Annotated in this window: 14 protein-coding genes and 3 rRNA genes; 10 read left to right on the top strand and 7 right to left on the bottom strand. The window is 60.4% G+C overall.

Annotated elements, in window-relative coordinates:
• Positions 1 to 19 precede the first annotated feature (19 nt).
• Positions 20 to 376: a nucleotide pyrophosphohydrolase gene (locus LN047_RS20225; RefSeq protein WP_373980022.1), complete on the top strand. Its 357-nt coding sequence runs from the start codon at positions 20 to 22 to the stop codon at positions 374 to 376.
• Between the two features lie 34 nt (positions 377 to 410).
• Here LN047_RS20225 and LN047_RS20220 read toward each other — a convergent pair whose 3' ends face one another.
• Positions 411 to 701: an antibiotic biosynthesis monooxygenase gene (locus LN047_RS20220; protein WP_373980021.1), complete on the bottom strand. Its 291-nt coding sequence runs from the start codon at positions 699 to 701 to the stop codon at positions 411 to 413.
• Between the two features lie 147 nt (positions 702 to 848).
• Between LN047_RS20220 and LN047_RS20215 the strand changes: the two genes are divergently transcribed.
• The 3 genes from LN047_RS20215 (at position 849) to LN047_RS20205 (ending at position 2,746) form a co-directional block, all read left to right on the top strand.
• Positions 849 to 1,202, top strand: a complete 354-nt coding sequence (locus tag LN047_RS20215; RefSeq protein ID WP_373980020.1) for a hypothetical protein — start codon at positions 849 to 851, stop codon at positions 1,200 to 1,202.
• Positions 1,203 to 1,541: 339 nt separating this feature from the next.
• Positions 1,542 to 2,018 (top strand): hypothetical protein, encoded by a 477-nt coding sequence (locus LN047_RS20210; protein WP_056326939.1) that lies wholly within the window; start codon positions 1,542 to 1,544, stop codon positions 2,016 to 2,018.
• A 44-nt stretch (positions 2,019 to 2,062) separates the two neighbouring features.
• Positions 2,063 to 2,746 carry a hypothetical protein gene (locus LN047_RS20205; protein WP_056326941.1) on the top strand — a complete coding sequence of 228 codons (684 nt, stop codon included), beginning with the start codon at positions 2,063 to 2,065 and terminating at the stop codon, positions 2,744 to 2,746.
• A 36-nt stretch (positions 2,747 to 2,782) separates the two neighbouring features.
• On the opposite strand, the gene LN047_RS20200 is transcribed toward LN047_RS20205, so the two are convergent.
• Together LN047_RS20200 and LN047_RS20195 are read right to left on the bottom strand one after the other, a co-directional pair.
• Complete coding sequence (locus tag LN047_RS20200; RefSeq protein ID WP_373980019.1) at positions 2,783 to 5,197, bottom strand: DUF3772 domain-containing protein; 2,415 nt, start codon at positions 5,195 to 5,197, stop codon at positions 2,783 to 2,785.
• 226 nt (positions 5,198 to 5,423) lie between these two features.
• Positions 5,424 to 6,350 carry a LysR family transcriptional regulator gene (locus tag LN047_RS20195; protein ID WP_142053943.1) on the bottom strand — a complete coding sequence of 309 codons (927 nt, stop codon included), beginning with the start codon at positions 6,348 to 6,350 and terminating at the stop codon, positions 5,424 to 5,426.
• A 246-nt stretch (positions 6,351 to 6,596) separates the two neighbouring features.
• Here LN047_RS20195 and LN047_RS20190 point away from each other — a divergent pair, with 246 nt between their 5' ends.
• The gene (locus LN047_RS20190; RefSeq protein WP_373980018.1) at positions 6,597 to 8,114 is read left to right on the top strand and encodes an acetyl-CoA hydrolase/transferase family protein; all 1,518 of its coding nucleotides are present in this window, start codon (positions 6,597 to 6,599) and stop codon (positions 8,112 to 8,114) included.
• Positions 8,115 to 8,260: 146 nt separating this feature from the next.
• Here LN047_RS20190 and LN047_RS20185 read toward each other — a convergent pair whose 3' ends face one another.
• A complete protein-coding gene (locus tag LN047_RS20185; protein ID WP_180098167.1) occupies positions 8,261 to 9,190 on the bottom strand; it encodes a LysR substrate-binding domain-containing protein in 930 nt (309 codons plus the stop codon).
• 122 nt (positions 9,191 to 9,312) lie between these two features.
• Between LN047_RS20185 and LN047_RS20180 the strand changes: the two genes are divergently transcribed.
• The 4 genes from LN047_RS20180 (at position 9,313) to rrf (ending at position 15,517) form a co-directional block, all read left to right on the top strand.
• Positions 9,313 to 9,612: a hypothetical protein gene (locus LN047_RS20180; protein ID WP_373980017.1), complete on the top strand. Its 300-nt coding sequence runs from the start codon at positions 9,313 to 9,315 to the stop codon at positions 9,610 to 9,612.
• Positions 9,613 to 10,443: 831 nt separating this feature from the next.
• A 16S ribosomal RNA gene (locus LN047_RS20175) occupies positions 10,444 to 11,974 on the top strand.
• 342 nt (positions 11,975 to 12,316) lie between these two features.
• Positions 12,317 to 15,201 (top strand): 23S ribosomal RNA (locus LN047_RS20170).
• A gap of 203 nt (positions 15,202 to 15,404) precedes the next feature.
• A 5S ribosomal RNA gene (gene rrf / locus LN047_RS20165) occupies positions 15,405 to 15,517 on the top strand.
• Together the 16S, 23S and 5S rRNA genes form the textbook arrangement of a ribosomal RNA operon.
• A 208-nt stretch (positions 15,518 to 15,725) precedes the next feature.
• Here rrf and LN047_RS20160 read toward each other — a convergent pair.
• Positions 15,726 to 16,466 (bottom strand): aldolase, encoded by a 741-nt coding sequence (locus tag LN047_RS20160; RefSeq protein WP_373980016.1) that lies wholly within the window; start codon positions 16,464 to 16,466, stop codon positions 15,726 to 15,728.
• 27 nt (positions 16,467 to 16,493) lie between these two features.
• Positions 16,494 to 17,207, bottom strand: coding sequence for a haloacid dehalogenase type II (locus LN047_RS20155; protein ID WP_180100690.1), 714 nt, complete (start codon positions 17,205 to 17,207; stop codon positions 16,494 to 16,496).
• Between the two features lie 371 nt (positions 17,208 to 17,578).
• Here LN047_RS20155 and LN047_RS20150 point away from each other — a divergent pair, with 371 nt between their 5' ends.
• On the top strand, positions 17,579 to 18,448 hold the full coding sequence (locus LN047_RS20150) for a LysR substrate-binding domain-containing protein (protein ID WP_373982163.1): 870 nt from the start codon (positions 17,579 to 17,581) through the stop codon (positions 18,446 to 18,448).
• Positions 18,449 to 19,122: 674 nt separating this feature from the next.
• On the opposite strand, the gene LN047_RS20145 is transcribed toward LN047_RS20150, so the two are convergent.
• A complete protein-coding gene (locus tag LN047_RS20145; RefSeq protein WP_373980015.1) occupies positions 19,123 to 19,527 on the bottom strand; it encodes a YchJ family protein in 405 nt (134 codons plus the stop codon).
• Positions 19,528 to 19,933: the final 406 nt, after the last annotated feature.

Here is a 19,933-nt window from a genome sequence, read left to right as displayed (position 1 = left end):
CATTTTTGTGGGAGTTTCCATGTCAGACCTGCAACAGATCCGGCTTGCCGTGCGTCGGTTCACGGCCGAACGCGAATGGCAGCAGTTCCATTCGCCGAAGAATCTGGCCATGGCCCTGGCGGGCGAAACGGGCGAGCTGGTTTCGCTGTTTCAGTGGCTAAGCGAAGACGAGTCGCGCAATATGTCCGCCGCCCGCCTTGCGGATGCCGCGGACGAGATCGCCGATGTGCAGATGTATCTGGTGGCGCTTGCCGATCAGCTGGGCATCGATATCGCGCAGGCGGTAGCCGGCAAGATGGAGAAGAACGCCAGCAAGTACCCCGCCGATGCGTTCCGGCGCAGTGCGCGCAAGTACAACGAGCCGCCGCAAGAATAGCGCCGCGCCGTGCTGGTGCCCGGCGCGGGGGCGTTCAGATCACTTTCTGTTCGTGGTGCACCTGGGGCGGCTCGACAAAAAAGCCGCCCACCAGCTTGCGCCATTCCTGGAAATCGGGCGACTTGCGGAAATCCACCATGTGGTTTTCGACCGTTTCCCAGTCCACCACCAACGTGTAACGCTGCGGCTGCTCGATGCTGCGGTACAGTTCCATGCCATGGCAACCCTTGGCGCGCAGAAAAAGCGGCTTCGCCTGAGTCACACCGGCTTCGAACAGCGCTTCCTGTCCTTCGCGGACGTGGATGCTGGCAATCTCCTGAATCATGGTTTTGTCTCCGATTGAAGGGGGAGGGGGGCAAGGCCGGGAGTAGTATGGCCGAAATTTCCGCTTCCAGTCCGATTGATGAATCACCGAGCCGTTACCTTGACTCGTCTCATTTCCCTTCGCCTGCTCTGGTATGTAGGCGTCGGCATGATCGTATTGATGTCCCTGTTCCTGCATACGCAGTTCGCGGTCGACGTGCTGCTGTCGGCCATCGCCATTTACATCCCTCTGTCGATGCTGAGCCTGCCGCTGGTGGCGTGGTTGTGCCTGTCGCGCCGCCCGCGAGCCGTCGCGTCCGGGGTGCCACCCGCTTGGCCCGCATATTTTGCCGGCGTCACCGGCATCGCCCTGCTGGCGACCTATCAAGTTGTCGCCAATCTGAATCTGGCCGAGTGCGGATTCCTGCTGGTCATGGTTGCCGTGGACCTGATGCTGGCGCGGCGCGAGACCGGCTGGTGGCTGCGCCTGGCGCAAGAGGAGGCTCGCCCTCTTGCGCGCTAGATATCATGCGCGAGCCGCCCGCGCGCACACCCATCCTTTGAGCTGACAGCCGCCCGGACGGCGGGTCTTCGCGCACGCTTGGCGTCATCCATACGCATGGCCGCATGGGCCCGGCGTCTCCTCTTTCAGGTTTGTGTAATTCGCGCGTCCATCCGCCAGAAAGACCCGGTCGTTCGTTTAACCGATACCGACCTGCCTAGGACGGCGCAATCATTCCGTACCAATACGAAAGTCCCACGCCCTGGCCCTGGACGGGCGCAGTACTTGGGGGAGTAACGGTCCGCGCCGGTCGGTCTCCGGCACCTGTGCATCCGTGCAGACGGATCAGGAGGAGCTCAAATGAAAAAGCTCGCAGCAGTCGCCGCGTTGTCATTGTTCGCCGCATCGGCTTACGCCACTGGCCCGGGCCAGGTCGGAGGTTCGGTAACCGGCCACGCCGGCGCCATCAACGGTACCGCGTCATCCATCTCCACCGGCAGTTCGGTGGTCGCCACCCAGATCAACGGCTACGGCTCATCGAGCCAGACGTCGTTCGGCAGCACGGGCGGCATCGCGGAGGTCGGCGGCACGTTCAGCCGCGACGGCACGCAAGTCGTCACCAGCACACGGCAATACGCCAATAGCGAGTCTTACGGGCATGTGTCTGGCAACGCGCCGATCATGGTCGGCGACAGCATCGCGAACGGCGGCGCCACATTCGGCAAGACGGAAACGAGCGCATCGGCGACGGGGACGTTCCATGCAGCGAACATCGGCGCTTTCGGGTCGATACACGGCATTGGCGCGGTGGGCCATGTCGGCGGGTTCAATCGCTGACCGAATTATCCGGACGGCTTCGGCCGTCCGGGCGAGGGGACATCATGAAGACCATAGTTCTAGCCATTTCCCTGTCGCTTGCCGCCATGTCGGCCGGGGCGCAGACCAGCACGTCCAGCTCCTCGACCTCGGCATCGTCCGGGTCGACCAATGCGGGCAACAACCAGGGCATCACGCTCAATTCCAGCAATAGCGGCACCAGCACGTTGCGCAGCGCGCCGCCGGTCGGCGGCCAGAGCTTCTACGGCTCGTTCTCGTCCGACAGCTGCATGGTGTCGGCGGGCGGCGGCGGTTCCGTCGTGGGATTCGGGATGAACGTTGCGATTCCGATCGAAGACCAAAAATGCAGCCTTCGCCGCAATTTCGAGCGCACGATGCAGGCGGCGGCGTCGACCAAGGACGCGGACCGCTCTCGGCGTCTGGAAACGGCAGCCATCGACATCCTGTGCCAGACCGACGACCGCACCAAGGCGGCACTGGTGGCGCAGGGACTGTGCACCAATCCGGCCTTGACGACGGCGGATCACCGGTTCGACAGCGGCGCCGTGGCGCAGGTCGCGCCGCAAACGCCCGTCCAGACGGCGGGCCCCGTGCCCGTCGCGCCCCAGGCGCAGGCGCCGCAAGGCTATCCCGTGATGTCGGCTCGCAGCGCGGCGTTTACCGCGCCGCCGCTTCGCAATCCCCGCCTGGAGCGTCAGCAGTTTGCCGACCTGTATTCGCCCGGCTGAGACGGCGGGGCCGAGGCCGGGCGGCCGCGCGGGCAATCAGGGTGAAGCGGGCGGGGCTACCGCGATGGGCGCAGGCGCCTGCGCGGGCTCCGGCGCCGCCGCAATCAGCATCGTCGGCGGCGACGACACTTCGAGCTTGGCCTCGTCCAGCCGCTTGAGCACCGTGAATAGAAGCGCGCTTCGCACGCCGTACGCCGCACGGGGCGAGGACACGTAGCCCCTCGCGTTGAAGATCAGGTGGCCTGCATCGATCCCGTCCAGGAATACGTTGGGCGCAGGCGACTCCAACACGTCCTCGTGATCGGCAAAGGCTTGCAGCATCAGCTCGCGCACCTTTTCGGCATCCGTCGACAACGGCATGGGCAGCTTGATCTGCACCAGCCCAAGCGGGTTGGACCGCGTCACGTTGCGCACCGTCTTCGTCACGAATTCGGAATTGGGCACGATCACCGTGGACCGGTCGCCCATCTGGATCTCGGTGGCGCGCACGTTGATGCGCAGGATGTCGCCTTCCACGCCGCCGAGCGACACCCAGTCGCCCACCTTCACCGGCCGCTCGGCAAGCAGGATCAGACCCGACACGAAATTCTGCACGACGGCCTGAAGGCCGAAACCGATACCCACCGACAGCGCGCTCGCAATCCACGCAACCCGTTCGAGACCGATCCCGGCCGCGGACAGCGACAACGCCACCGCCAGCACGAAACCGCCGTAGCCGAACAGCGTCGCGGCAGACAGCTGCATGCCGGGATCCAGTTCGGTCGTGGGCAGGTAGCGGTTCGAGAGCCAGCGCTTGAGCATCTTGACGCTCAGCAACGACAGCGCCAGCACGATCAGCGCCTGCAGCACCGCGCCCGGGCGGATCTGCGCCTCACCGATGGCCAGACCTTTACGCAGCTGGTCAAAGCGCTGCACCAGATCCATCGGCGCCTCGCCGAAGGGCGCAAGCACCAGAATGATGGCCAGCAACGCGATTGCCACGCGGCCGAGGCCCGACAGCAGCACGGCGGCCTGATCGCGCATGCTAGGTCCTTCGCCTTCGCCACCTTCGCGGTGCGCCGTACCCAGCAGCGTGCTGAATCCGTCCTCGATCAGCGTGGAGGCCAGGTAGGCCGAGGCCAGCACGATCAGCACCCACAACACCTGCTTGACCAGGAAGCTGCCAAACGCCACGTATCCCGCCAGCAGGCTGGCAAGGCTGACGATCAGCACCGTCCAGATTGCGGCCAACATCAGCGAGACCCACAGCGGAATCGGCGCTTCGCTGTCCTGCATGACCTGCCGGCGCAAGCGACGGCTGATCGCCAATACGGCGGCCAGCATCGCCATGCTCAGCACGCCCACGATGCCCGTCAGCGTAATGGTCGTCGTCAGGCTGGCGTCGAGCAGCACGGGCAACCTTTCGGCGAGCCAGATCAGGACCACCAGCACGCCTAGCGTGCCGGGGAGCCAGCGCAGGCGGTTCGCCACGATGTCGCTGACCGGGGGCAGGCGCCAGGAAGGACGCTTGGTCGACAGCAGCGCGAAGCCCAGCCCCGAAACGAACCCGCCAAAACACACGGTCGCCACCAGGTTGGTCAGGAGTGACGCGGTGCGGTCCGACAGTTGCGACCGCCAGTCCAGGCCGGCCTGGATCAGCAAGGCGATCACGCCGGGCGTCGCGACCGACAGCGCGACGAGGGCCACGGCCAGGAAAGAACGGCGCAACCGGCCAGGCGGCACGCGCGTTGCCGTCAACTGCAGCAGGTAACGGCCAACCCAGACGCGCAGTGCAATCGCCAGACCGGCGACGACGGCGAGCAGCAGCCAGCCCCACTTGGGCGTCTGTCCGACGGCGGTGGTGAGGTCATCGCGCAGGGCTTCCAGCCGCTCCAGATCCCGGGGGAATTCCTGGCGGAATTCGGTCCAGAACTGGCCAGACAGGAAGGAATCGCGACGCTCGCCCAGGCGCGCCTGGAACTGCTTGCGCCGCTGGGCCGATATCTGTTCGGCGGTCTGTCCGGCGTCTACCGACAGTAGCCGCGCCAGCTTGAGTTGCGCGTCCAGGGCGCGGCTGTTTTTCTCAAGCTGCGTGCGCTGTGCCGCCACATCGGGCGCTTCCTTGGCGCCGTCCGGCGGCGTGCCCAGTTCGCTCAGGCGCGCGGTCACGCTGGCCAGCTGCGGCGTCAGCGCCTCCGTGGCGGCATCCGCTTTCGATTGAATATCCAGCGCTTCGCCACGCTGTTTGAGCAGCACGGCGTCGTCCGTTTGGTCGGGGATCTGCTTGCGGATCTCGTCGATCTGTTTACGCGCGGCGGCCAGTACGGCTTCGGTGTCGGCTGGGGTGGCGGGCGGCGCCGCAAAGGCGGGCAGCAAGCTGAACACCAGCAGCAGCGCGGCAAGCAGCGCCGCCAGGTTGGGCGCGCGAAGGAGGCGGGCGCGCATGAGCAGAGGGTACGTGGTGGGGGTCATGTTCTTGGGGCGAGTTGCTCGCGTCGAGGCGGCAGCATAACAAGCCGCCCGGCTGCCCGTTGCAACAAAAATGCTGTTGCGTCCCTAAATTTCAGAGTTCACGCCTGCGCGGTGAATATCGTCGTTGGCGGGCATAAAAACGGGGCCGGATTTCGGGCGCTTGGGCGTCGCCCGCGGGCGGCCATGGCCCCCTAGCAACCCCTGTTTACGAGCCGAACGTTTGGATTCAACTCCCAGAGCCGTGGGGGGCGCGCGCCGCCCGGCTCCGAGGCTTGCCCAGCACGGCATCGCACACCTCCAGCCAGGCGCGGGCGGCGAACGACAGATAGCCGGATTGCAGCCAGATATGCCCAACTTCCCACTGCATGCCGGATTTCGCCAGCTTGGCGGTGCTAAGGCCCCGCGTCTTCATCCGTTGCATCAGGGGTTCGGGAAGCAGGGCCACCCCCAGCCCTGCCGACGCCATCGCCACCAGGAAATCCCAGTGAGCGCTCTGCGCCGCGATGCTGGGCTGCAGTCCCGCATCGGCAAACGCCTGGCGCAACCGCCGGGTGATCGCGAAGTCGTCGGTGGGAATCAGCAGCCGCGCGTCGCGCAACGCGCTCAGCGGCAATGAGGTCTTTCCGGACCAGGGCGCGTCGGGCGGTCCAATCACCCAAATCGGATAGCTGCCAAACGCTTGAGCAACCAGGCCGCCGTCGGGGGCGACCGGCAGGATGGTGGCTCCAACCTCCAGTTCGCCGCTGGCCACCAGGCCTTCCACGGCCTGGCCGGTCCCTTCGCGCAGCGTCAGATGAATGCCGGGATGCAATTCACGAAACCGCTTGACCACCGGCGTGAACAGCAGATTGATCATCGGGGGAATACCCACCTCCAGCGCGCCGCGCCCCAGTTCCGCGGTTTGCCGCAGTTCTTCCGACAGCTGGCGCATGGTCTCCAGCACCTGCAGACCGCGCTGGTACATGACGCGGCCTGTATCGGTGGGGCGGGCCGTATGCCCGTCGCGAATCAGGAGTGGCGTGCCGGCTTCTTCTTCCAGCTGCCGGATCATCTTGCTCACCGTGGACTGCGTGACGAACAGCGCCTTCGCTGCCTGCGTGAAGCTGGCATGGCGGACGGTTTCCACGAAATACCGCAAAGCGCGCACGTCCATGGGAAAGCTGGCCCCTTCGCGCGATGCGCGACAAAAACGCAAATGATGAAAAAAACGACTGGATTGGATGATTTTAAGTCATTACGAGATTTTCGCCCGCGTTCCTATACTGCCGAAAAATCGTTCCATCGCCCGCATCCGCGGCCCTTGGAACCTCGGGAAACGCCGCGTCAGACGGTGCCCGGGCGCTGAAGATCCTTCGCCTCGCCCGGCCCTAAGCCGCAAGCCTTTGAATTTGGAGACAACATGCCTTTCGACCGGATCCGCAACTCAGAACTGCACGCCCGGATCACCACAGCCGAACAGGCCGCCTTACTGATTCAGGACGGAATGACCGTCGGAATGAGTGGATTTACCCGGGCGGGCGACTGTAAGTCGGTGCCCGCTGCGCTGGCCGCGCGAGCCGAACGCGAACCGCTCTCCATCACCTTGATCACCGGCGCATCGCTCGGGCACGACACCGACAAGATGCTGGCGCAGGCCAATGCGCTCGCGCGGCGGCTGCCGTTCCAGGTCGACACGACCCTGCGCCGCAAGATCAATCAAGGCGAAATCGCCTTTGTCGACCAGCACCTGTCCGAAACGGTGGAACAATTGCGGGCCGGTCACCTGGGCCCCATCAACGTGGCCATCATCGAGGCCGCCGCCATCACCGAAACCGGCGCGATCGTGCCGACGATGTCGGTGGGCAATTCGGCGTCGTTCGTGCAACAGGCCGACAAGATCATCGTCGAACTGAACACGAGCGTGCCGGCGGCCATCGAAGGTCTGCACGACATCTACATCCCCGGCGGTCGTCCCGCCCGCCAGCCCATCGGCCTGGTGTCGGCAGACCAGCGCATCGGCCAGCCCTTCATCGAGGTGGATCCTTCCCGCATCGCCGCCATCGTCATCACGCAGGAGCCCGACAGTCCCTCCAACGCGCTGCCGCCCGACGCAGAAACCAACGCGATCGCGGGCCACATCAACCAATTCCTGCGCGGCGAAGTCAACGCCGGCCGTCTGACCAATTCGCTGCTGCCGCTGCAGGCTGGCATCGGCACCATCGCCAATGCGGTATTGCACGGCTTTGAGTCATCAGACTTCGAGAACCTGGTCATGTACTCCGAGGTGCTGCAGGACAGCGCCATCGAGCTCCTCGACCAAGGCAAGCTCGCATTCGCATCGGCGTCCTCCATCACCGTCTCCAAGCCGGTGTATGAAAAGATCCTCGCCAACATGGAACACTACCGCCAGCGCATCGTGCTGCGCCCGCAAGAGATCAGCAACGCGCCTGAAATCGTGCGTCGCCTTGGCATCATTGCCATCAATACGGCGCTGGAATTCGACATTTACGGCAACGTGAATTCCACGCACGTGGGCGGCACGCACATGATGAACGGCATTGGCGGCTCAGGCGACTTCGCCCGCAACGCGCATATCTCGATCTTCGTGTCCAAGTCGATGGCCAAGAGTGGAGACATCTCCAGCGTGGTCCCGATGGTGTCCCACGTCGATCACACCGAGCACGATGTCGATGTGCTGGTCACGGAATGCGGTCTGGCCGACCTGCGCGGTCTCGCCCCGCGCGAGCGCGCGCGCGCCATCATCCAGAACTGCGTGCATCCGTCTTACCGCGACGCGCTGCAAGACTACTTCGATCGCGCCTGCGAACGCGGCGGCCAGACGCCGCATCTGCTCGAAGAAGCATTCTCGTGGCATCAGCGGTTCAACGAAACCGACTCGATGCAGCCGGTCGCCGCATCCGCCCGCAAGGTCGCCTGATGCGGGACTGAAGATTGACTGCCGCCGTCGCGGCGTCCGCCTGGGTTTCGAGCGAAGCGAACCCAGGCTATTTGAGGCTAGGTCCTGCCGGACGCCGTGTTTTGGTCAAGGTAAAGCGGCTGCGCGCTGCTTTACCTTTTTTTTCACTAGGCCTCGTGCTCGTCCTCGGACTTGGAGGTCACCAGCGTCTGGCGCGAAATTTCCAGTTCGTCGCGCAGCCACTGCTTGAACTCGGCCAGGGGCGCCCAGTCCCGCAAGCTTGGCCGATAGACCAGGTGATAGGTCTGCGCCAATTCGTAGTGCACGCGCACCGGCGACACCTGCACAAGCCGCCCCGCGCACAGCGCATCCGCAGCCAGCAGTTCTCGGCCCAACGTAATCCCCAGCCCCTGCTCAGCTGCTTGCAGCATCATCCCCGCATCGTTGAATGACGCCACAGGCGTGACCTGCGTCGGAAATCCGGCTGCGGCAAACCAATGCTGCCATAGCTCACGTTCGCCCAGCAGCGGTTGGCGCGCCAACGTTTGGGGGGAGTTGTCGGGCAGGGCGGCCATCGTCTCGGGCGAAGCAAGCACGATGAGCGGCAAGGGCACATCGAACAGCGGCTCAGATTCCACGCCGGGCCAGGGCCCTTGCCCGATTCGAAGCGCGGCATGAAAGCCGTCGCGCAACAAGTCGACCAATTGCTGGGACGTCTCGATCTCCAACGCCAGGCCGGGATGCCGTGCGCGCCAACGTGCCATGCGCGGAAGCAACCACCGCTGGGCAAACGAAGGCAGCACGGACACCCGCAGCCTTTGCTCGCTGCCGGAGGCAGCAGCGCTCGCAGCCATGAGCCCTTCATCAAGCAGCGCCATGGCGCCTTGCACGCTGCACAAAAGTGCCGCGCCCGCCGAATTGAGCACGATGCCGCGCCCGCTGCGCTCGAAAAGCGGAAAGCCAATCTGTTCTTCCAGCACCTTGATCTGCTGGCTGACCGCGCTATGCGTGAGGTGAAGGCGCTCCGCAGCAGCGCGAAGATTCTGCAATTCCGCGACAACGCGAAACGCAGGAAGCGTATTAAGGGGCAATCGCATGGCAGATCCAGGCTGGAATTCGACTGGTCATCGTAGCTTACCGATCATGCCAAAACAATTCGATTTTCAGGCGGACATTGGGCGACTACGCTTACCAAAACGGATCAGCTAAGGAGCTCGTGATGACCGCTCAGCCTTTCATGCCGCCTGTCACCTTGGCCGGTGCCCCCCCCAAAGCCAAACTGGCCGACGCCGAACCTGTCGCCGTGCTGGAAAGCGCCCAGGCGCCGGACCGCAGTTTCATGGCGCGTCTGTGGAACGCCTACTGCATACGCCGCAACGAGCGGCGTATGCGCAACCTCGCACAAGACATGGATACCCACCTGCTCAATGACGTGGGCGCGCCCCAATGGCTGGTAAACGAAGTCGCTCTGAGCCGCGATCTCGCGCGGTTGCGCAATAATCATCACCTGCGCTGGTAAGTAACCCCGCCCGCGTCCGCCGCCTCCCACGCACGGGTTCCTCGCTGGTTCGCTATATATATAGAGAGAGTCAGCGAATGGCGTTACCCGTGGCTGGCGGATCCTCGCTGCTGCCGACACACCAAAAATTTGCGTCACTGGCATGACAGCCCAAAATTCTGTGCTATAGTCTCGCTCCTTCGCAGCTCAGACAGTTTTGAGACGCGAAGCCAAGCAAGTGCAACAGGTGACGGGGCAACCCAATCTCATCTGCCGCAACAGCACTCAGTAATGAACGCCAAGCGGTTATTGCAAGGATCGACGCAAATCAGGCAGAAGCCAGTTGCAAGATCTGCAAAAATTGTGCTATAGTTTTGGGCTTGGCAGTTACTGAAAAATTAGGGTTTACCCTGACGTTTCAATAGCTGCTAGGGCAGGACGCGAGTCCTGGCGAGACCTGAAGAGGTCGCCGCAAGTAAGTGACGCAACTGCGTAAAGCAAAAAGCGAAGCTGACTTGACAAGCGATAAAAACTTCTTCATAATCTCGTTTCTCTGCTGCAACGACAGCGACGACGCGAAAGCAAAGTTAGCCGAAGTTGAGGGCAGAAGCCAGTAGTACAAAATTTAGCAGTACCGCTCTTTAACAATTAAACAACCGATAAGTGTGGGCGCTTGATGCGAGTGCAGCGATTAGGTTTTGGCCTTATCGCAAGCACAAGAAATCAAGTGCTCACTAGAAGTGAAGTACCTTAGACGTCAAGTTTAAGAACATACCTCACTTCCTTTGAGTAGCGACGTATGACCTGGTTTGGATTTATTCAGACCAAGAATACGAAACAAATACAGAGATTAAACTGAAGAGTTTGATCCTGGCTCAGATTGAACGCTAGCGGGATGCCTTACACATGCAAGTCGAACGGCAGCACGGACTTCGGTCTGGTGGCGAGTGGCGAACGGGTGAGTAATGTATCGGAACGTGCCTAGTAGCGGGGGATAACTACGCGAAAGCGTAGCTAATACCGCATACGCCCTACGGGGGAAAGCAGGGGATCGCAAGACCTTGCACTATTAGAGCGGCCGATATCGGATTAGCTAGTTGGTGGGGTAACGGCTCACCAAGGCGACGATCCGTAGCTGGTTTGAGAGGACGACCAGCCACACTGGGACTGAGACACGGCCCAGACTCCTACGGGAGGCAGCAGTGGGGAATTTTGGACAATGGGGGAAACCCTGATCCAGCCATCCCGCGTGTGCGATGAAGGCCTTCGGGTTGTAAAGCACTTTTGGCAGGAAAGAAACGTTCCGGGTTAATACCCCGGGAAACTGACGGTACCTGCAGAATAAGCACCGGCTAACTACGTGCCAGCAGCCGCGGTAATACGTAGGGTGCAAGCGTTAATCGGAATTACTGGGCGTAAAGCGTGCGCAGGCGGTTCGGAAAGAAAGATGTGAAATCCCAGAGCTTAACTTTGGAACTGCATTTTTAACTACCGAGCTAGAGTGTGTCAGAGGGAGGTGGAATTCCGCGTGTAGCAGTGAAATGCGTAGATATGCGGAGGAACACCGATGGCGAAGGCAGCCTCCTGGGATAACACTGACGCTCATGCACGAAAGCGTGGGGAGCAAACAGGATTAGATACCCTGGTAGTCCACGCCCTAAACGATGTCAACTAGCTGTTGGGGCCTTCGGGCCTTGGTAGCGCAGCTAACGCGTGAAGTTGACCGCCTGGGGAGTACGGTCGCAAGATTAAAACTCAAAGGAATTGACGGGGACCCGCACAAGCGGTGGATGATGTGGATTAATTCGATGCAACGCGAAAAACCTTACCTACCCTTGACATGTCTGGAATGCCGAAGAGATTTGGCAGTGCTCGCAAGAGAACCGGAACACAGGTGCTGCATGGCTGTCGTCAGCTCGTGTCGTGAGATGTTGGGTTAAGTCCCGCAACGAGCGCAACCCTTGTCATTAGTTGCTACGAAAGGGCACTCTAATGAGACTGCCGGTGACAAACCGGAGGAAGGTGGGGATGACGTCAAGTCCTCATGGCCCTTATGGGTAGGGCTTCACACGTCATACAATGGTCGGGACAGAGGGTCGCCAACCCGCGAGGGGGAGCCAATCCCAGAAACCCGATCGTAGTCCGGATCGCAGTCTGCAACTCGACTGCGTGAAGTCGGAATCGCTAGTAATCGCGGATCAGCATGTCGCGGTGAATACGTTCCCGGGTCTTGTACACACCGCCCGTCACACCATGGGAGTGGGTTTTACCAGAAGTAGTTAGCCTAACCGCAAGGAGGGCGATTACCACGGTAGGATTCATGACTGGGGTGAAGTCGTAACAAGGTAGCCGTATCGGAAGGTGCGGCTGGATCACCTCCTTTCAGAGCTTACGTGCTCGTGTTAAGCGTCCACTCTTATCGGTTGTTTGTTGTAGCTGGCGTCTAGGTTTGGCGCAGCGTAGAAACTAACTGATAGCGCTGCTTGCAGCGCTATCAGTTGGGTTTTACCCAACAGCTATATTTGTTCTTTAACAATCTGGAAGAAGCACAACGAAAATGTGTTCATCAAGTAATCAGCGTTGCTGATGAAGATGGGCACGGGTTGTGATTGCATTATTTTTTGTTCCAAGTTCTCAAGACTGGGGTGATAAGCCTCAGACTGCTTTGAAACTTATGAACGGCACAAACGCTAATACTCAGGTCCTATAGCCTACAGCGTTATAGGATCAAGCGACTAAGTGCATATGGTGGATGCCTTGGCGATCACAGGCGATGAAGGACGTAGTAGCCTGCGAAAAGCTGCGGGGAGCTGGCAAACAAGCTTTGATCCGCAGATATCCGAATGGGGAAACCCACTGCAGCAATGCAGTATCCCTAGCTGAATACATAGGCTAGTGGAAGCGAACCGGGTGAACTGAAACATCTCAGTAGCTCGAGGAAAAGAAATCAACCGAGATTCCGAAAGTAGTGGCGAGCGAAATCGGATGAGCCTTTACGTTTTAGCACGCAGGATAGTCGAACGGAATGGAAAGTCCGGCCGTAGCAGGTGATAGCCCTGTAGACGAAATTCTGTGTGTGGAACTAAGCGTAAGACAAGTAGGGCGGGACACGTGAAATCCTGTTTGAAGATGGGGGGACCATCCTCCAAGGCTAAATACTCGTGATCGACCGATAGTGAACCAGTACCGTGAGGGAAAGGCGAAAAGAACCCCGGAAGGGGAGTGAAATAGATCCTGAAACCGTATGCATACAAACAGTAGGAGCCTCCTTGTGGGGTGACTGCGTACCTTTTGTATAATGGGTCAGCGACTTACATTCAGTGGCAAGGTTAACCGAATAGGGAAGCCGTAGCGAAAGCGAGTCCGAATAGGGCGATTCAGTCGCTGGGTGTAGACCCGAAACCAGATGATCTATCCATGGCCAGGTTGAAGGCACGGTAACACGTGCTGGAGGACCGAACCCACTAATGTTGAAAAATTAGGGGATGAGCTGTGGATAGGGGTGAAAGGCTAAACAAATCTGGAAATAGCTGGTTCTCTCCGAAAACTATTTAGGTAGTGCCTCAAGTATTACTGCGGGGGGTAGAGCACTGTTATAGCTAGGGGGTCATGGCGACTTACCAAACTATGGCAAACTCCGAATACCCGCAAGTACAGCTTGGGAGACAGAGCACCGGGTGCTAACGTCCGGACTCAAGAGGGAAACAACCCAGACCGCCAGCTAAGGTCCCGAATTATCGCTAAGTGGGAAACGAAGTGGGAAGGCATAGACAGTCAGGAGGTTGGCTTAGAAGCAGCCATCCTTTAAAGAAAGCGTAATAGCTCACTGATCGAGTCGTCCTGCGCGGAAGATGTAACGGGGCTAAGCGATAAACCGAAGCTGCGGGTGTGCACTTTTAGTGCACGCGGTAGGAGAGCGTTCTGTAAGCCTGCGAAGGTGGCTTGTAAAGGCTGCTGGAGGTATCAGAAGTGCGAATGCTGACATGAGTAGCGATAAAGGGGGTGAAAAGCCCCCTCGCCGTAAGTCCAAGGTTTCCTGCGCAACGTTCATCGGCGCAGGGTGAGTCGGCCCCTAAGGCGAGGCAGAGATGCGTAGCTGATGGGAAGCTGGTTAATATTCCAGCACCGTCGTACAGTGCGATGGGGGGACGGATCGCGGAAAATCATCAGGGTGTTGGATGTCCCTGTTGCTGCATCGAAGATGGCGCTTAGGCAAATCCGGGCGCGTAAATCAAGGGTGTGGCACGAGCGAGCATTGCTTGCGAAGTGATCGGAAGTGGTTCCAAGAAAAGCCTCTAAGCTTCAGCTGTACGAGACCGTACCGCAAACCGACACAGGTGGACGGGATGAATATTCCAAGGCGCTTGAGAGAACTCAGGAGAAGGAACTCGGCAAATTGATACCGTAACTTCGGGAGAAGGTATACCCCGGTAGTGTGAAGCGCCTGCGCGCTTAGCATGATGGGGTCGCAGAGAATCGGTGGCTGCGACTGTTTATTAAAAACACAGCACTCTGCAAAGACGAAAGTCGACGTATAGGGTGTGACGCCTGCCCGGTGCCGGAAGGTTAAGTGATGGGGTGCAAGCTCTTGATCGAAGCCCCGGTAAACGGCGGCCGTAACTATAACGGTCCTAAGGTAGCGAAATTCCTTGTCGGGTAAGTTCCGACCTGCACGAATGGCGTAACGATGGCCACACTGTCTCCTCCTGAGACTCAGCGAAGTTGAAGTGTTTGTGATGATGCAATCTACCCGCGGCTAGACGGAAAGACCCCATGAACCTTTACTGTAGCTTTGCATTGGACTGTGAACCGGCCTGTGTAGGATAGGTGGGAGGCTTTGAAGCGTGGTCGCTAGATCACGTGGAGCCATCCTTGAAATACCACCCTGGTTTTTTTGCGGTTCTAACCTTGGTCCGTTATCCGGATCGGGGACAGTGCATGGTGGGCAGTTTGACTGGGGCGGTCTCCTCCCAAAGTGTAACGGAGGAGTTCGAAGGTACGCTAGGTACGGTCGGAAATCGTGCTGATAGTGCAATGGCATAAGCGTGCTTGACTGTGAGACTGACAAGTCGAACAGGTGCGAAAGCAGGACATAGTGATCCGGTGGTTCTGAATGGAAGGGCCATCGCTCAACGGATAAAAGGTACTCTGGGGATAACAGGCTGATACCGCCCAAGAGTTCATATCGACGGCGGTGTTTGGCACCTCGATGTCGGCTCATCTCATCCTGGGGCTGTAGCCGGTCCCAAGGGTATGGCTGTTCGCCATTTAAAGAGGTACGTGAGCTGGGTTTAAAACGTCGTGAGACAGTTTGGTCCCTATCTGCCGTGGGCGTTGGATACTTGACGGAGCCTGCTCCTAGTACGAGAGGACCGGAGTGGACGTACCTCTGGTGTACCGGTTGTCATGCCAATGGCATTGCCGGGTAGCTAAGTACGGAAGAGATAACCGCTGAAGGCATCTAAGCGGGAAACTCGTCTGAAGATTAGGTATCCCGGGGACTTGATCCCCCTGAAGGGTCGTTCGAGACCAGGACGTTGATAGGTCGGGTGTGGAAGCGCAGTAATGCGTTAAGCTAACCGATACTAATTGCCCGTGAGGCTTGATCCTATAACACTGATGGTTATTGACCTGGTGATATAGCGTTCCAAGTGTCGTTCAATACAAAATACTGGCTGCACCGTCAGCAGCCAGCCAACACAATTACACCCCACCGTGCGCCGATCATCGAGCCCCAGGCTCTGATCGCCACGCGTTGCGCTTCTTCCAAGATTGGAGCTGTTGCTTAACCCGCAACTGCTCAACCAGTTACGCCTGACGACCATAGCAAGGTGGTCCCACTCCTTCCCATCCCGAACAGGACAGTGAAACGCCTTTGCGCCGATGATAGTGGACGGACGTCTGTGAAAGTAGGTCATCGTCAGGCTTTTATTGCTCAAAACCCCGCAGGTATCCCCTGCGGGGTTTTGTCTTTGTAGGGTCGGGAATACTGCAGCGATTCCAGTATCGGAAATGCGGTACCGGGAGTGCAGTATCGGGAAAGTAATTAAAAACCCCCTCGCGGCTTGCGCCGCGAGGGGGTTTTGTTTTTGCCTGGATCGGATGCTCGGCTGTTTTAGTCGGATGTTTTTTGACTACGGAAGCTGGCGGCGCAGCGCTGCGAAAAATAGCTCGGATTGCAGGCGTTCGCTTTGAATCTGGGCCGCAACCTTGGCAGCGAGGTCGGCGTTGACGGGAACCAGGGGACGGCCGGTGGATTGTGCCAAGACCTGGGCGGTACAGGCCCGCTCGAGGAAGAAGAGATCGTCGTAGGCGTAGTCGAGACGTTCGCCGCAGACAACGACGCCGTGGTTGCCGAGGAAAACGATGTCCGCGCCTTGCATGGCGTGCGCGATGCGCTCGCCTTCGGACACGTCCAACGCCAGTCCGTTATAGGCGTCGTCGATGGCGAGGCGGCCGTGAAAGCGCATGGCGTTTTGGGACAGGGTGGTGTCCAAGCCGCGATCCGTGGTGAGCGTGAGTGCCGTGGCGTAGGGCATGTGGGTGTGCAGCACGCAGGCCTTGCCGGCGATGCGGTGGATGGCGGCGTGGATGAACATGGCGGTGGGCTCGACTTCGTGGCGGCCGGCAAGCTTGTTGCCGTGCGCGTCGACCAGCACGATGTCGTCCGCCTGCACCTCGTTCCACATGAGGCCACGTGGGTTCAGAAGGAAATGATCGGGATCGCCCGGCAGTGCCACGCTGAAATGATTGCAGACGCCTTCGCCAAGTCCGTGGGCCGCGGCCGCACGTAGGGCCAGCGCCAGGTCCGTGCGTAGAGCGGTGACGGGATCTGCATGGAAGAGTGCGTTCGCAAAACCGGGTTCCTGGTTCATGACAACCTTCAAGGGATGGGTTGGGGATCAGAGCCAGCCGGCTTTACTGAAAACGTCCAGCACGCGATCCAGAGTTGCTACGGTAGCGTCAGGCCGATAGTCAGGCAAGGGTTGGCGGCCGGTGCCGCGGTCGATCCAGATGCAGCGAAAGCCAATGTCACGTGCCGCAGCGAGATCCAGATGAGGGCTGGCGCAGATATGCACGACGTCTGCCGGGGTGACGCCAAGCTTTTGATGCGCGTGGGCGAAGATGGCGGGCGAGGGTTTGTACGCGCGGGCCTGTTCAGCTGAAATGACGCGGTCGATATGGCCACCCATTTGGGCCACGTTGCCCGCGATGATGTTGTCATCGGTGTTGGAGATGATGCACAGGCTAAATCCGGCTTGTTTGAGCCTGCCGAGTGTGTCGACGACTTCCGGGAATGGCGGCATGCGGGAAATGCTGCCCGTGAGTGTCTCCGCGTCTTCGGGCCGGTACTCAAGGCCAAAATGCGCCATGGTGAGGCGTAACGATTCGCGGGTGACCTCGGCGAAGTTGCGGTAGGGCGGCGTCTGTTCAAGGTGGTGCTCGTGCCCATCGTATATATGCAGGAACTGCGCAGCGGTCGGCCGGTTCATTGCGGCCTCGCGGCCCGCTAGGATCTTTTCCACTGCGGCGTGCAAGCCTTCGTCCCATTGAATGAGCGTGCCGTAGCAGTCGAAGGTCAGCCATTGCGGGCGGGGAGCTTGGTTAAAAGGCATGTCGGTGCTCGGAGAGAGTTCGGAGCTTCAGCGTAAGGCCCACCGCTCTAAGTTGTAAAATTAATTAATGCGCTTACCTTAGTTGCGGAGCCAATGAGCTGCGGTATGCTTAACGAGCGCCGTAGTGCACGGGTGGCTCCGCTAGCGAGAAGGGCCGGCCCATCCAGCTGATGAGCGGCACGCCGCGAGTGCGCAAAACGGCGCTGGGGGAAGCGCCCCGCGCCGACGTACAAGCGCGCCGCGCCCGACCTACTTTGTTGTCAGGTGGAGAGGTTAGATCCCAGGGCTAGCCGAACCGGTCAGGGCGGGAAGATTTGGATGCGATCCAGCTCGCTCGTGAGCGGCACGTCAACATCAATCAATCAAAGCCGATGCTCGATCTTGAACTATTGAAGACGCTGGTTTGCGTCGTGGACGAAGGCAGTTTCACTCGGGCGGCCAGCCGTGTTCATCGCACGCAGTCGACGGTTAGCCAGCAAGTGCGCAAGCTTGAACAGAGCGTGGGCAAGACCTTGCTGCTGCGCGACCGCGCCGGCGGCAATGTGTCTGCGACCGAGGACGGTGAAGTCATGTTGGCCTACGCGCGGCGCTTGCTTGCGATTGCGGGGGAGGCCGAGCATGTCCTGTCCGCGCCGAGAAGCGCTCGCGTGATTCGATTGGGCGTGCCCGAGGACTTCGATGTGTCGCGGCTGACGGTGCTGTTGGCGGAGTTTGCAGCGCGGCATGCGCAGGTGCGGCTGGAAACCTTGAGCGGCATGAGCACGGATCTTCGGGCGGGGCTGGCGGCTGGTGAGTTCGATCTGGCGCTGGTCAAGCGGGATCCGGGTGAAGGGCCTTGCCTTGCGGCGTGGCCGGAACGGCTGGTGTGGGTGGGCGGACAAGCGCGCAATCAAGCGGCGGCCGTCGTGCCACTGGTTCTTTTTCCGCAGGGATGCGTCTATCGCAAGCGGATGATTTATGCGCTGGAGAGCGCCGGGCGACCGTGGCATGTCGCCTACCACAGCCACAGTCTGGCTGGCGTGCAGGCGGCCGTGGCAGCGGGGCTGGGCGTCAGTCTGTTGCCGGCTTCGGCGCGCCTTGATACGCATGTCGAATTGGGCGCCGCGGACGGATTTGCCGATGTGCCGCCGACCGAGCTGGCGATCGTGGGAGACGCGCGCGCCCTCGGCAGCGTTGGCCAGGATCTTGTGGGTGCGCTGAAGCAGGCGATTGGTGGGGAGATGAAGCAGCCGGCGATGTAGCGGGGACGTTTTGGCTGGTCGGGCTAAGCGGGAGAGGCCGCGCGGTGTAGAGTCAAATCTACGCCGTGGTGACGGCCGCAGCACAAGCGACAGTCATGGTGGCGGTAACGGCGGCAGTCATGGATACAGTCGCGGCAGCGGTCTTGGTAGCCGTCACGGCGACAGTCACGGGCACCATCAGGGCCACAGTCGTGGTCCCAATCCTGGACCCGATCGCGGCCTCACATACTGCGATACTCGCGGCAACATCGCGGCCTCAAACACGGCGTTACTCGCGGCACCATTGCGGCGCCAAACACGGCGTCAATTACGGCACCATTGCGGCCTCAAACACCGCGACATTCGCGGCAGCATCGCGGGCTCAAACACGACGTCAGTCGCGGCAATACTGCGGCGTCAAACACGGCGTCAATCGCGTCGACATCGCGGCTTCAAATACGGCGTCAATCGTGATCTCATCGCTGCCTCATCGCGGCGTCAAACTCGGCGTCAATTGCGGCAGCATCGCGGGCTCAAACACGATGTCAGTCGCGGCAATATTGCGGCGTCAAACACGGCGTCAGTCGCGGCAACATTGCGGCTTCAAATACGGCGTCAACTGTGATCTCATCGCTGCCTCATCGCGGTGTCAAATTCGGCGTCAATGCGGCCGCGATCGTGGCGGAGGTTTCCCTTCAGCGTACGTCGCCGTCTAGGTAGAACCACTGTCCGTTTTCTCGCAGGAAGCGGCTGGTCTCGTGCATGCGGCTGGCGCGGCCGTCAAGGCGGGTTCTGGCCACGAACTCGACGGTTGCGTGTTCTGCGTCCTGATCTGCCGCGGCCTTGATTTGCAAGCCCAGCCATTTCAGGCCGGGCGGGTTGGGCTCGAGTGACGCAGGGCGCGTGCGGGGGTGCCACGTTGCCAGCAGATAAGGCAGGTTGTCCAGCACAAAGGCGCTGTATCGTGAGCGCATGAGGGCTTCGGCCGTAGGGGCTTGCAGCGCCTGCGGGCCGTCGTGCCAGCGGCCGCAGCACTCGGGGTAGGAACGGGAGCTGCCGCAGGGGCAGGAGGGATTGGAGGGGCTTGGTTGCTTTGGCACGGCTTGGGGCAATTGGATCCGGGCGCGGATCAGAGAATCAGAAGTGTTCAAGCGGTCAGCATAACGGATCGAGGGAGCCGGCAGATAAAACCAATTTGGGCGTGAGGCCGAAAGCCCGCTCGATTCGTGAAATCTAGGCTTCTGACGATACTGCAGAACAAAAAACAAGGGGTCGCTTCACCTGGACCCCGCGAGGCTAAGGCGATTGATCTGGCCGCTAGACAGGGCATCAGATCGAGGCAAGGAATCGAGGCAACGCGGCTCGAGACGACAGATCGAAGCAACGGGTCGACGCAGCGAGTCGAGGCAACGGATCGAGGCAACGGATCGAGGCAGCGAGTCGAGGCGACGGATCGAGGCAGCGAGTCGACGCAACGGATCGAGGCCGCGAGTCGAGGCAACGGAC

It is taken from the genome of Achromobacter sp. JD417 (assembly GCF_041879325.1).
In the GTDB taxonomy this organism is placed as follows: domain Bacteria; phylum Pseudomonadota; class Gammaproteobacteria; order Burkholderiales; family Burkholderiaceae_B; genus Achromobacter; species Achromobacter mucicolens.
Note: the sequence above shows the minus strand (reverse complement) of the source record. Positions and strands in the feature narration are given on the sequence as shown.

Excerpts from the sequence above, each read along its gene's own strand:
- LN047_RS20225 (WP_373980022.1), top strand. The coding sequence starts at position 20 with ATGTCAGACCTGCAACAGATCCGGCTTGCCGTGCGTCGGTTCACGGCC.
- LN047_RS20220 (WP_373980021.1), bottom strand. The coding sequence starts at position 701 with ATGATTCAGGAGATTGCCAGCATCCACGTCCGCGAAGGACAGGAAGCG.
- LN047_RS20215 (WP_373980020.1), top strand. The coding sequence starts at position 849 with ATGATCGTATTGATGTCCCTGTTCCTGCATACGCAGTTCGCGGTCGAC.
- LN047_RS20210 (WP_056326939.1), top strand. The coding sequence starts at position 1,542 with ATGAAAAAGCTCGCAGCAGTCGCCGCGTTGTCATTGTTCGCCGCATCG.
- LN047_RS20205 (WP_056326941.1), top strand. The coding sequence starts at position 2,063 with ATGAAGACCATAGTTCTAGCCATTTCCCTGTCGCTTGCCGCCATGTCG.
- LN047_RS20200 (WP_373980019.1), bottom strand. The coding sequence starts at position 5,197 with ATGACCCCCACCACGTACCCTCTGCTCATGCGCGCCCGCCTCCTTCGC.
- LN047_RS20195 (WP_142053943.1), bottom strand. The coding sequence starts at position 6,350 with ATGGACGTGCGCGCTTTGCGGTATTTCGTGGAAACCGTCCGCCATGCC.
- LN047_RS20190 (WP_373980018.1), top strand. The coding sequence starts at position 6,597 with ATGCCTTTCGACCGGATCCGCAACTCAGAACTGCACGCCCGGATCACC.
- LN047_RS20185 (WP_180098167.1), bottom strand. The coding sequence starts at position 9,190 with ATGCGATTGCCCCTTAATACGCTTCCTGCGTTTCGCGTTGTCGCGGAA.
- LN047_RS20180 (WP_373980017.1), top strand. The coding sequence starts at position 9,313 with ATGACCGCTCAGCCTTTCATGCCGCCTGTCACCTTGGCCGGTGCCCCC.
- LN047_RS20160 (WP_373980016.1), bottom strand. The coding sequence starts at position 16,466 with ATGAACCAGGAACCCGGTTTTGCGAACGCACTCTTCCATGCAGATCCC.
- LN047_RS20155 (WP_180100690.1), bottom strand. The coding sequence starts at position 17,207 with ATGCCTTTTAACCAAGCTCCCCGCCCGCAATGGCTGACCTTCGACTGC.
- LN047_RS20150 (WP_373982163.1), top strand. The coding sequence starts at position 17,579 with ATGCTCGATCTTGAACTATTGAAGACGCTGGTTTGCGTCGTGGACGAA.